9 protein-coding genes and 1 other RNA gene are annotated in these 11,547 nt (G+C 62.1%); 3 read left to right on the plus strand and 7 right to left on the minus strand.

Features of this window, described 5'->3' with window-relative positions; translation table 11 throughout:
• The first annotated feature begins 18 nt into the window (after positions 1–18).
• Positions 19–264, plus strand: a complete 246-nt coding sequence (locus RTH74_RS02770; RefSeq protein ID WP_013714364.1) for a hypothetical protein — start codon at positions 19–21, stop codon at positions 262–264.
• Positions 265–268: 4 nt separating this feature from the next.
• Here the strand turns inward: RTH74_RS02770 and RTH74_RS02775 are convergent, their stop codons facing one another.
• On the minus strand, positions 269–3,181 hold the full coding sequence (locus RTH74_RS02775) for an ATP-binding protein (protein WP_316913667.1): 2,913 nt from the start codon (positions 3,179–3,181) through the stop codon (positions 269–271).
• 128 nt (positions 3,182–3,309) lie between these two features.
• Between RTH74_RS02775 and ssrA the strand changes: the two genes are divergently transcribed.
• Positions 3,310–3,701, plus strand: a transfer-messenger RNA (tmRNA) gene (gene ssrA / locus RTH74_RS02780).
• Between the two features lie 275 nt (positions 3,702–3,976).
• Here the strand turns inward: ssrA and RTH74_RS02785 are convergent.
• The 6 genes from RTH74_RS02785 to RTH74_RS02810 are packed head-to-tail and all read right to left on the minus strand — an operon-like array spanning position 3,977 to position 10,359.
• Positions 3,977–4,936 (minus strand): D-2-hydroxyacid dehydrogenase family protein, encoded by a 960-nt coding sequence (locus RTH74_RS02785; RefSeq protein WP_316913668.1) that lies wholly within the window; start codon positions 4,934–4,936, stop codon positions 3,977–3,979.
• 14 nt (positions 4,937–4,950) lie between these two features.
• Positions 4,951–6,465, minus strand: a complete 1,515-nt coding sequence (locus RTH74_RS02790) for a tripartite tricarboxylate transporter permease (RefSeq protein ID WP_045734298.1) — start codon at positions 6,463–6,465, stop codon at positions 4,951–4,953.
• 4 nt (positions 6,466–6,469) lie between these two features.
• A complete protein-coding gene (locus RTH74_RS02795) occupies positions 6,470–6,922 on the minus strand; it encodes a tripartite tricarboxylate transporter TctB family protein (RefSeq protein ID WP_045734297.1) in 453 nt (150 codons plus the stop codon).
• A gap of 48 nt (positions 6,923–6,970) precedes the next feature.
• On the minus strand, positions 6,971–7,951 hold the full coding sequence (locus tag RTH74_RS02800) for a tripartite tricarboxylate transporter substrate-binding protein (protein ID WP_316913669.1): 981 nt from the start codon (positions 7,949–7,951) through the stop codon (positions 6,971–6,973).
• Between the two features lie 41 nt (positions 7,952–7,992).
• Positions 7,993–9,243, minus strand: coding sequence for an OprD family porin (locus RTH74_RS02805; RefSeq protein WP_316913670.1), 1,251 nt, complete (start codon positions 9,241–9,243; stop codon positions 7,993–7,995).
• 39 nt (positions 9,244–9,282) lie between these two features.
• Positions 9,283–10,359, minus strand: a complete 1,077-nt coding sequence (locus RTH74_RS02810; protein WP_316913671.1) for a 4-oxalomesaconate tautomerase — start codon at positions 10,357–10,359, stop codon at positions 9,283–9,285.
• A 212-nt stretch (positions 10,360–10,571) separates the two neighbouring features.
• On the opposite strand from RTH74_RS02810, the gene RTH74_RS02815 reads away from it, so the two are divergent.
• A complete protein-coding gene (locus tag RTH74_RS02815) occupies positions 10,572–11,504 on the plus strand; it encodes a LysR family transcriptional regulator (RefSeq protein WP_099522276.1) in 933 nt (310 codons plus the stop codon).
• Positions 11,505–11,547 lie beyond the last annotated feature (43 nt).

Below are 11,547 nucleotides of genomic sequence, written 5' to 3' on the forward strand. Positions count from 1 at the left end.
CGTTTCAGGAGAGTCATCATGCGTCGCACGCTCATGTTTCTCGCCGCTGCCCTGATCAGCCTGCCGCTGTGGGCCATGCACTGCCCGCAGGACATGGCCAAGATCGATGCACTGCTGCAAAGCGATCCACCGTCCGACCCCGAGGTGCTGGCCAAGGTCAAGGAGCTGCGCGCCGAGGGCGAAGCCCTGCACAAGGCTGGCGATCACACCGAGTCGGTCAAGGTACTCGGCGAAGCCCTGGACCTGCTGTCGGCCAGCGAGTGAGCGCTCAGAAGCCGCTGTAAAGCAGACCCAGCGCCACCTGCCTGACCTCTTGCAGATCCACCGGCTTGCTCAGGCAGGCTGACGCTCCGCGTGCCCGAGCATCCTCAAACAACCGGGCGTCGGCCACTGCGCTGATCACCATCACCGGGACATCACGCAAGCGAGGCTCGGCGCGCATGGCATCGAGCACCTCGAGTCCGCTGCCGTCGGGCAAGTCGATATCCAGCAGCACCAGCGCTGGTTCATTGTCCTGCAACTCAGCCAGTGCCCGCTGGCAGGAGCTCACGCCCCTGACTTCGGCAAACTCACGCAATGACGCCTGAAGAATCCTCATGCAGGCCGGGTGATCCTCGACGCACAGCACCTGCACCAGGCTCTGCACGCTCTGCGCTGGTACGTCGTCAACCTCGTCGCCCAGCCCTTCAGGGCTTGCCGCACTGGGAATGTCGAGCCAGAAACGGCTGCCCACTCCCGCCTCGCTACGCACGCCGATCTCGCCATCCATCAACGTGGCTAACTCGCGGCACAGCACCAGCCCGATGCCGGTACCGGGAATATTAGAGCTTTCGCGGCCGAGGCGCTGGAATGGCTGGAACAGCTGCGCCAACTGCTCGCTAGATAGCCCCGGCCCGGTGTCGTCGACCCACAGGCGCACGCAGTCGGCACGCACCTCGTAGCCCATGCGGATCATCCCGCGCGGGCTGTTGTACTTGATCGCGTTGGACAGCAGGTTGAGCAGAATCTGCCTTACCCGGCGCGGGTCGCCCTGTACGAACAATGGCGGATCGGCCGCCTCCATCACCTGCAGTTGCAGCTGTTTTTGTTGCACTTCGGGCTGCACCAGCTCGGCACAGCCCTTGAGCAGGCTGCCGATCTCGATCGGCTGGAATTGCAACTGCTGGCGCCGGCTCTCGATGCTCGACAAGTCGAGGATGTCATCGACCAGCGAGGTGAGATGCCGGCTGGCGCTGACGATCTCACGCGAGTAATCGGTCTCCAGCGTGGCATCCTTCTTGTCCTGCACCTCCATCTCGATCAACTGGGCGAAGCCGTGGATAGCGTTGAGCGGCGTGCGCAGCTCATGGCTCATGCTCGACAGGAAACGACTCTTGGCCTGACTGGCGGCAAGCGCTTCCAGGCTGGCGTGACGCAACTCCTCCTGCACCTGCTTGAGCCGCGTGATATCGACGTGCGTACCGGCGATGCGCAGCGGCCAGCCGCTCTCGTCACGCGACAGCACCTTGCCACGGCTGAGCAGCCAGAGGTATTCGCCACGGCAATCGAGATAACGATACTCGGCGTCGAAGTATTCCTCGCCACTGTCGGCGAACAGCTTGCGCAGGTGACGCAAGCGCTCCAGATCGTCCGGGTGCACACGCTGATTGAACTCGCTCAAGGTCAGCAGCGACGCGCCCAACCCGAAACGCCGCACGAAGCGCTCGCTGAGCTCGATGGTCAGTGCAGCGGTATCGATCTGCCAGAGACTTTCGGTGGTGCTTTCCAGCACCAGTTGCAGGATGCTTTGCGCCTCCTGTCGCTCATGCTCGCTGGCTTTTAGCTGTTTGCCGGCCTGCTGCACGGCATCGGCCAGGCGGCTGACCTCGGCGATATGGCTGTCCGGTGCGGCGGGCAGATACTTGCCCTGACCGAGACTGGCGGCCATGTCGACAATGCCATTGATGGGCCTCGACAGCTGGTCGCTTAGGTGGCGCGAGCGCAGCCACATCAGGGCGAAGAACAACAGGTAGAACCCGGCCAGGCCTGCGATCAGCAGGTAACCGATCTGCATGTAGCGCTCGGCCAGCTGGTTGGTGTCATGGAAGATCTGCTCCTCGTCCACCACCAGCAACAGGCGCCAGCCGGTCTGTGGAATCTCGCTCCAGGCCACCAACTGTTTGCGGCCACCGAGCATCACCTCCTGCGCGCTGCCATTACCTTCATTCATCGCCTGCAATAGCGACGCCATGCCCTCGCGCTTGGTGAGGTTGAAGTCTTCGGGCTTGAGCACCTCACGGCGCACGGCTTCATCGTAGGAATACTGGGTCAGCTCACGCAGACCGAAGTCCCGTTCCCCGGCCTTCGGCAACGCCATGATGTTGTGGTCATGGCTGACCAGCATCGCGTAGCCCTGCCAGGGCACGTTGAGCTCGGCGATTTCACCCAGGATCTGGCCGATGGTCACGTCGAGACCGACCACACCTTCTAGAAAATCGTCGCGATACACCGGGGCGATAGCCGACATCATCCAGCCTAGGCCGGCGGGGTCGAGATACACCTCGGTCCACATCACCTTGCGCTGCGGGTTGTGCTTGGCGTCAGCCAGGTAATAGAAGTTGTAATCAGGTATCACCATGTCGTGGGGATACTGCGCGGGCGTATCGAACCAGGGGTAAATGCGGTTGTAGCTATCCCAGGTGTTGAAATACAGGGCTGCCACCAGCGGGTTGGCCTGGCGGATAGAACTCATCAGCGGATCGAGCTGCGACAGGCGCATCACCTTGGCGTGATCCTGCTGTGCCAGCGGCGTGCTGTTGGCATAGAAGGAGGCCGCACGCCCGTCATCGCTGCGGGTATAGAAGACGCCGTCGGTCACAGCATGACGCTGACGCTCGAGTTCGTCAGCCTCAAAGCGGGTATCGAGCAGGGCCTTGTGGGTGGCATCACGGTACACCTGCACCAGCGACTCGATCGAGCGCAGGCGACTGTCAATGATCTGCCCCTCACGCAACGCCGCGCTAGCCAGGTCCTTGACCGCCGTCTCCTGCAGATGGCCGATCTGCGCATCGCGAATCGCCTGGTTGCTTAGCAGATACACCGCAATCAACACCGACTCCACCAGAATCAGCGGGATCAGTGCGCTTTGCACAAACGCGCGCCAGATCCACTGACGGAGAGGGTAGCGGCTAGAACTCGGCATTACGGCTCCTTTGCTGAGGGCGCAGGCAGATGCGAGGCGCCATCATAGCCTCCCCGGACGGAATCCGCAGTCGACGCTGAGGAACCTTTGCCGTACACTTCACGTCCTATCTGTAACCGAAAAGTTTTGGGGCCGATTAGGATTCGACGCCGGTAGCGAAGCTCGAGGTGCATGCCGACTTGGTAACAGAAGTCGTAAATAAACTGTTGCAACTTTCTATAGTTGCCAATGACGAAAACTACGAGGGCTACGCTCTCGCTGCGTAAGCGGCGCGACTAGTCCTTCTGGTAGCTTCGGCTCCAGCGATCACTAGGGGATGCCTGTAAACCTGAAGTGATTGTCATGCAGAACAGGATCGCCGCGTAGTACGTTGTGGACGAAGTGGCTAAAACTTACACAACTCGCCCAATGCACCCTGCCCGTCGGGCGGCTGAGGGTTAACTCAATAGACACGGCTAAGCATGTAGTACCGACAGTGGAGAACTGGCGGACGGGGGTTCAAATCCCCCCGGCTCCACCAATTGAAGCAAGCATAAACCCTTGGCTCCCTTTATGAGGGTCAAGGGTTTTGTGTTTTCAGGGTACCGACTTTCCTCTAATGCATGGCGGCTGTGCCGGTGTTCAGAGCAGAGCCCGTCGCGCCCAAAAACAAACCGCGATGCCTTGCTCGCGCTCATCCCCTGAAGGTGTGGCGAATTTTACGCAGCACGCCCGCGTCCAGCGCCAGCAGTATCTGGGCGCCGATCAGAAATAACTGCGCAGCAAGAACAGCGAAGAACTCGCGAGACGGGGAACTCAGCAATCCGACGCCTTGCGCCCTGCTGCCCTCGCATCCGCAAACGCCCTGACATTGGCGAATGCCTCGCCGAAGTAGGCTTCGTAACTGTGCTTTTCAACGTAGCCCAGGTGCGGCGAGCAGAGGATTTTCGGGTGGGTCAGCAACGGGTGATCGGCCTGCAGGATCGGCTCCTGCTCGAACACGTCCAGCGCGGCCTGGCCAGGACGGCCATGGTCCAGCGCAGCGAGCAATGCCCCGGGGGCGATCAGTTCGGCGCGACTGGTGTTGACCAGCAGGGCGTCAGGCTTCATCCGCGCCAGGTCAGCGGCGCTTACGCAATGTCGCGTGGCGGGCACCAGACGCAGGTGCAGAGTGAGAATATCGGACTGTTCGAAGAAAGCTTCGCGCGTCGATGCGGCCTCGTAGCCATCGGCGATGGCGGCCTGGCGCGAGGCCTCGCTGCCCCACACCAGCACCTGCATGTCGAATGCACGTGCATAACGTGCCAGGCGCTGGCCGATCTTGCCGTAACCCCAGATGCCCAGCGTCTGACCATACAGACGCTGGCCCAGGTTGACCTGCCAGTGCCCGGCATACAGGCCGTTCATGGCTTCGCGCAGCTGACGCCGGGCATTGAGGATCAGTGCCCAGGTCAGCTCGGCCGCCGCGATGGGTGAGCCAGTGCCCTCGGCGACGGTCACACCGCGCTCGCGGCAAGCCTCCACATCCAGATGGGGGCCGGCTCGCCCGGTCTGGCTGACCAGCTTCAGATTGGGCAAACGTGCCAGCAGCGCGGCGTCGATATGCGTGCGCTCGCGGGTCAACACCAGCGCATCGGCATCGGCGAAGCGCTCGACCAGTACATCCGGGTCACTGACGGCATCGTGATACACGCGAACATCGAAACCCTCCAACAGCCCGAAGCAATCGAGCTGTTGAACGACGCGCTGATAGTCATCCGGTATCACGATACGCATGCCAAGTCTCCGAATCAGGCCTCGCTGGCAACGGGGCTCTGCTGACGGCGCGCACGCCAGGCGCGCCAGAACGGCAGCACGATCATCACTGCCACCAGCGCCCAGACCACCCAGGTGATCGGGCTGGCGTACAGGATACCGAGATCACCGCTGGACAGGGACAGAGCGCGACGCAGGTTTTGCTCCATCATCCCGCCAAGGATGAAACCGAGCAGGATCGCCGACAGCGGGAAATCCAGCTTGCGCAGGACGTAGCCGAAGATGCCGATGGCGATCATCAGGTACAGGTCGAAGGTGGTCGCGTGCACCGCATACACGCCGATGGCGGTGATGATCGCCACTGCCGGCACCAGCGCCCAGTAAGGCACGGCCAGCACCTTGGTGAAGACCTTGATCATCGGCACGTTCATGATGATCAGCATGACGTTGGCGACGAACAGCGAGGCGATCAGGCCCCAGACGATGTCCGGCTGATTCTGGAACAGCAACGGCCCCGGGGTGATGTTGTACAGCGTCAGGGCGCCGAGCATCACCGCCGTGGTGCCCGAGCCTGGTACACCGAGGGTCAGCATCGGCACCATGGAGCCGCAGGCAGCGGCGCTGTTGGCGGTTTCCGGTGCGGCCAGGCCGCGCAGGTCGCCGTTGCCGAACTTGTTGTCCTTCACTGCCATGCGCTTTTCGCTCATGTACGACACCGCACTGGCCAGGGTCGCGCCTGCACCCGGCAGTACGCCGAGGACGAAGCCGACCACGCCGCTACGCAGGTTGGTGGCGAGTACGAAGCCGCCCTCCTTCATATTGAACAGCATGCGTCCGCTGGCCTTGATCGCCTTCTGCCCGTGATGGGTACGTTCGAGCAGCACCAACAGCTCACTGACCGAGAACAGCCCCAGCACCAGCACCACGAACTGGATGCCATCGGCCAGCCCCAGGCTGCCGAAGGTGAAGCGATAGACGCCACTGTTGGCGTCGATGCCCACGCACGACAGCAGCAGGCCGATCAGCGCCGCAACGGCAGTTTTAAGGGGTTTATTGCCAGCCATGCCGGCCAGGCAGGTGATGGCGAAGACCATCAGCACGAAATATTCAGCGGGGCCGAATGCCACCGCCCACTTGGCCAGCAACGGTGCGAATAGCACGACACCGACGGTCGCGATCAGGCCACCGATGAACGAGCTCCAGGCCGACAGGGACAGCGCGACGCCGGCCTGGCCCTGGCGGGCGAGTGGGTAGCCATCGAGGGTGGTCATCACGGCGGATGCCTCACCCGGAATGTTCAGCAGAATCGAGGAAATACGACCGCCGTATTCGCAGCCCAGGTACACAGCCGCCAGCAGGATCAAGGCGGTTTCCGGCGGCAGCCCCAATGCGAAGGCAACGGGAATCAGCAGGGCCACACCGTTGATCGGGCCAAGCCCCGGCAGCAGGCCAACGACGGTACCGATCAGGGTCCCGCACAGGGCCGTGACCAGGTTGTAGGGGCTCAGCGCCACGCCGAAGCCATGGCTGAGATAACCGAGAGTATCCATGGGTTCAGCTCTCCAGGGTTGAAAGAATGCCAAGCGGCAGCGGTACGGCCAGTGCCCTGTCGAACAGCAGGTAGAGGCCGATGGCCAACACCACGCCGCTGATCAGGCTGTGCAGCCAACTGCCGCCATACAGACGCGCCATGCCGATGCCGAACAGCACGCTGGCGGGGATGAAACCGATGGTTTCGAAAAGCGCGGCATAGCCGATCATCAGGCCGAGAAAGACCAGCGCCTTGACCATCACTTCACGGTTCAGGGGCGGCTCTTCACTCTGCGCATCACCGGCTGGCTTGAGCAGCAGTTGCAGGCAAGCAAAGGCGATCAGCAGTAACAGCAGCAACGGGAAGGCCTTGGGCCCGACCGGTTCGTAGGAAAACGGGGCGCTGTAACCCCAGGCGAAAAAACCCAGGATGCAGCAAAGCAGCAGGGTCACCCCCGCAAAGATACGATCATGCATGGTGTTGCTCCGCAGCGATGCGCCGCGCAGAGGCGGCGCATAGGACTATCACTCAACCAGGCCGAACTCTTCGCCCAGCTTTCGGTATTCCTGCACTTGCGCCTTGACCAGTTGCTCCAGCGCCGGACCGGTCACGTAATCAGGCAGTACGTCACGGTCAGCCAGGTAGGTCTGGAAGTCCTTGGAGGCATTGAGCTTGTCGAACTGCGCGTGCCACCAGGCGACGTCTTCCTCCTTTACGTCCGGGCCAAGGAAATAACCCCGGATCAACGGCCACTGAATTTCGTAGCCCTGCTCGCGCGCGGTGGGGATGGAGGCCAGATCGCCACCCAGACGCTCCTCACTGAAGATCGCCAGGGTGCGGATCTTGTTGCCATGCTGCGCACGGATCTCGCTGGCGCTGCCGGTAACCAGGTCGACGTGCTTGCCCATCAGCGCCATGTAGTGCTCGGAGCCGCCTTCGAAGGCTGCGTAGCGCAGGTCGCGCGGATTGACACCGGCAGCGCGGGCCAACAGCGCGATCTTCATCCAGCCCTGCCCGCCGATGCTGCCGCCGCCACCGACGACGATGCTTTTCGGGTCTTTCTTCAGGGCTTGCACCACATCATCGAGGTTCTTGTAGGGCGAATCCTCGCGTACAGCCAGGGTGCCGTAGTCATTGCCGATCACGGCCAGCCACTTCACGGCGTTTTCATCGAATCGGCCGTATTTACCCAGGGCCAGGTTGAGCAGCGAGGCGCCCGAGAAGGCCACCAGGGTGCCAGGTTCGGCACGGCGGTTGGCGGCGATCGAGTTATAGGCCACGGCGCCGATACCGCCCGGCATGTAGGTCACACGCATCGGCGATTTGAGCAGGCCTTCATCCTTGAAACCGGCCTGAGCCAGCTTGCAGGTCAGGTCGAAACCACCGCCCGGTTTGCTCGGGGCGATGCATTCCGGACGCGCCGGTTCATTGGCCATAGCGGAGGCGCTGGCCAGCAGCGCAGCCAGGGAAAGCGGCAGGATACGGCGAATGGAGCGAGTGATCATGGTGGGTTCCTCTTATTAGATTTGTCGGCAAGGGCGCTGGGTTACCACAGCGGCACGATGTAACTCAGGATCAGGCGATTCTCGTCCAGATCACGGACGAAGCTGGAGCGGTAAGTCGCGTTGCGCCAGGTCACGGTCAGATTCTTCAGGGCACCCTGACCGAAGGTGTAGGCGATATCGGTGTTGCGCTCCCATTCACGACCCTCGCCTGCGGCGAGATCGACCTGGTCGCCACGCACGTAGCGAGTCATGAATTTAAGGCCCGGAACACCGACACTGGCGAAGTCGAAGTCGTAGCGCAGTTGCCAGGAGCGCTGGTCGGGACCGGCGAAATCGTTGATCTGCAGGAAGTTGGTCAGGTAAGGCGTAGCACCGTCCACATAGGTGAAGCCATCTTCACCAAGCATCTTCTGGTAAGCCAGGCCCAGAGCATGGCCAGCAACGCTGTAGGTGAACATGCCGTTGATGACCCGGTTGTCGATATCTCCAACCAGCTCCTTTCCGGCCTCGCTGTTGTTGAAATAACGCAGATCGCTTTTCAGCTTGCCAGGCCCCAGCGCCAGGGTATGTTGCAGGCCGAGGAAATGCTGGCGATAGACATCGCTCAGCTCGGCATAGTGATAGCTGGCGAGCAACTGCGGGTTGATCGCGTAATCGACACCAGCGAAGCGCAGCTCGTCGCTTTCGGGGCTACGGCCGAATCGGCCGTTCTTGTTGTTCAGGGCCAGCTTCTCGGAGCCGGACACGCTGCGCTGCACCACACGGTCGATCTCGCCCAGGGTGAAAGTGGCGCGCTCGAGATCCTTGCTCTGCACCTGCCAACCCTCGAACACCTGCGGCAGCAGACGCGCGTTGCTGTGCTGCAGATAAGGCATCTTCGGCAGCAGCGTACCCACGCGCAGCTGGCTCTCGGCAAAACGCACCTTGCCGGTCACGCCGAGCTTGCTGTAGTCGTCCTCGGGGCGATTCTTGCTGTCGCGCGGCAACAGGTCGGTGCCGCTGCGATCAGGCGAGGAGTCGAGTTTCAGACCCAGCATGCCGATGGCATCGACACCGAAGCCCACGGTGCCCTGGGTGTAGCCGGAATCCAGGTTGAGGATGAAGCCCTGCGCCCACTCTTCGCGCTTGTTCTGCCCGGCATTCTCGCGAAAATCACGATTGAGGTAGAAGTTGCGCAGCTCCAGGCTGGCCTTGCTGTCCTCGATGAAACCGGCAGCGTTGGCACCAACTGCAGGCAGTGCCATGACCGTAATACCGACGACGGAGCAGCTAAGGGATTTTTTTCTTGTCATTGTGATTGGCCCTACGGGTGTGGTTGTAGTGAAGCGAAATCAGGTGCCGGTGCGCCGCAGGCTGGGGATGTACACCTCGCCCGAGAACAGACGACGGGCCGTGCGCACCAGCGAGGCGCGCAGCTTCTCGGGGTCGCCATCGGCGGCAGGCTGCAGGGAAACCTCGATCTGACCGCCCGGATGCTCCAGGCGTACCAGCGCCTCGCCTTCGATGGGCGCGACGTCATGGGCGACGCTGCCGGGTAGCGCGCAGGCCGTGGCCAGGCCGATGGCACCGGTGGCAGCGACCGAGCGGTGGCAGGTATGCGGCATGAAATAGCGCACGCTCAGCGTGCCGCCATGGCGTGCAGGAGCCAGCAGCACCGGCTTGGGAATGACCATCTGCGACACGTCACCAAGCCCCATGGCCAGGCCGGCCTGCAGGCGAATGCGCTCCAGGCGCTGGAGAAACGCGCTGTCGGCATCCAGCTCGGCAGGAGACTCGTAGCCGGTCTTGCCCAACGCCTCGGCATGCATCAGCACCATGGGCATGGCCATGTCGATACAGGTCGTCACGACACCGTCGAACTCGTCACGTACGCGGCCTGTGGGCAGCAGGCGACCGGTCTTGGCACCAGCGGCATTGAGGAAAGTCAGTTTTATCGGCGCGGCAGTACCGGGCACGCCGTCGATGGCGGTGTCGCCGTCGTAGCGCACGCGACCGTTTGGGGTCATTACGTCGGAGTCGACGAAGGTGTTGGTGTTGAGGTTGCGAATGCGCACCCGCGTCATCGGCGAGCCGGCATTGACCAGGCCATGCTCGATGGCGAAAGGACCGATGGCGCAGAGCATGTTGCCGCAATTGGGTGCGGTGTCGACACGGCGCTGGGTGACCATGACCTGCACGAACAGATAGTCGACATCGGCGTCCGGATGCGGCGAGCGACTGACGATCGCCACCTTGCTGGTCTGCGGGCTGCCACCACCGATACCGTCGATTTCCAGCTCATGGCCGGAGCCCATCAGGCTCAGCAGTACCTCGTCGCGCTGTTGCGGGTCCGTGGGCAGATGATTGGCCAGAAAGACCGGCCCTTTCGAAGTACCGCCTCGCATGAGTACACAAGGTACCGTCCGCATGATGCCTCCAACGCAATAAAACCAATGATTGTTGCTTTGCGTCGATTATGAGGAGCGAACTTTTATTCTGTAAAATGCATATATTTCAATATTTATTCCATTTAACGCATTAATGCACGCTCGTATTTCCCTGCTTGCCAGCCGGAAACGGAAAGACTAGGGTTCATTGGTAACTTTCAAACAAAAATACGCACGACTGATAACCCAAGCGCATGAATTACGAACTGCAAGATATTCGTGCTTTCGTGAAAATCGCCGAGTTCGGCAACTTTCACGAGGCCGCCAACGCCATCCACCTGTCCCAGCCGGCACTGACCCGGCGCATGCAGAAGCTGGAGGAAAGCCTCGGCACGCAGCTGCTGGATCGCACCACGCGCCGTGTCAGCCTGACGGCCGTGGGCCGGGATTTTCTGCCCAAGGCACAGCGCCTGCTGGACGACTTCGAGCGCTCGATCCTCGGCATCCGCGAACTGGCCGAGCGCCAGTCCGGCCAGGTCACCCTCGCCTGCATCCCGACGGCCGCCTTCTATTTCCTGCCGACGGTGATCCGCGCCTTCAACCTGCAGTACCCGAAGATCCGCATCCGTATCCTCGACCTCAGTGCCCATGAAGGGCTGGAAGCGGTGATACGTGGCGAGGCGGATTTCGGCATCAACATGCAGAGCGGGCAGAGCGCGGAAATCGACTTCACGCCGCTGGTCAACGAGCCTTTCGTGCTCGCCTGCCGGCGCGATCATCCCCTGGCCAAACGCTCGGAAGTGGCCTGGCGCGAGCTCAGCGACTACCGCCTGATCGGCGTCGGCCGTCTCAGTGGCAACCGCGTGCTGCTCGATCACGGCCTGGCCCATCTCGACTGGCGCCCAAGCTGGTTCTACGAGGTGCAGCACCTGTCGACTTCACTCGGTATGGTCGAGGCCGGCCTGGGCATCGCCGCCCTGCCCAGCCTGGCGATGCCGGCCGAAGATCATCCGATTCTGGTCAGCCGGCCGCTGGTCGATCCGGTAATCAGCCGTACTCTGGGTCTGGTGCGCCGCCGTGGTTCTTCACTGTCACCGGCAGCCGAACAGTTCGTCGAAACCCTGCTGCGGCAATGGCCGAGCTATACCTCCATCGGCACCAGCAATCCCACCGAACTCGAAAGCTGAGCCGCTATCCGGGCCTACGCCATGGAGGCCGCTGGTCCGACGC

It is taken from the genome of Pseudomonas sp. zfem001, assembly GCF_032621725.1.
GTDB classification, from domain to species: domain Bacteria; phylum Pseudomonadota; class Gammaproteobacteria; order Pseudomonadales; family Pseudomonadaceae; genus Aquipseudomonas; species Aquipseudomonas sediminis.

Bases quoted from the DNA above. Each gene is read 5' to 3' on its own strand.
- RTH74_RS02770 (WP_013714364.1), top strand. From the start codon at position 19: ATGCGTCGCACGCTCATGTTTCTCGCCGCTGCCCTGATCAGCCTGCCG.
- RTH74_RS02800 (WP_316913669.1), bottom strand. From the start codon at position 7,951: ATGATCACTCGCTCCATTCGCCGTATCCTGCCGCTTTCCCTGGCTGCG.
- RTH74_RS02775 (WP_316913667.1), bottom strand. From the start codon at position 3,181: ATGCCGAGTTCTAGCCGCTACCCTCTCCGTCAGTGGATCTGGCGCGCG.
- RTH74_RS02815 (WP_099522276.1), top strand. From the start codon at position 10,572: ATGAATTACGAACTGCAAGATATTCGTGCTTTCGTGAAAATCGCCGAG.
- RTH74_RS02785 (WP_316913668.1), bottom strand. From the start codon at position 4,936: ATGCGTATCGTGATACCGGATGACTATCAGCGCGTCGTTCAACAGCTC.
- RTH74_RS02795 (WP_045734297.1), bottom strand. From the start codon at position 6,922: ATGCATGATCGTATCTTTGCGGGGGTGACCCTGCTGCTTTGCTGCATC.
- RTH74_RS02805 (WP_316913670.1), bottom strand. From the start codon at position 9,243: ATGACAAGAAAAAAATCCCTTAGCTGCTCCGTCGTCGGTATTACGGTC.
- RTH74_RS02790 (WP_045734298.1), bottom strand. From the start codon at position 6,465: ATGGATACTCTCGGTTATCTCAGCCATGGCTTCGGCGTGGCGCTGAGC.
- RTH74_RS02810 (WP_316913671.1), bottom strand. From the start codon at position 10,359: ATGCGGACGGTACCTTGTGTACTCATGCGAGGCGGTACTTCGAAAGGG.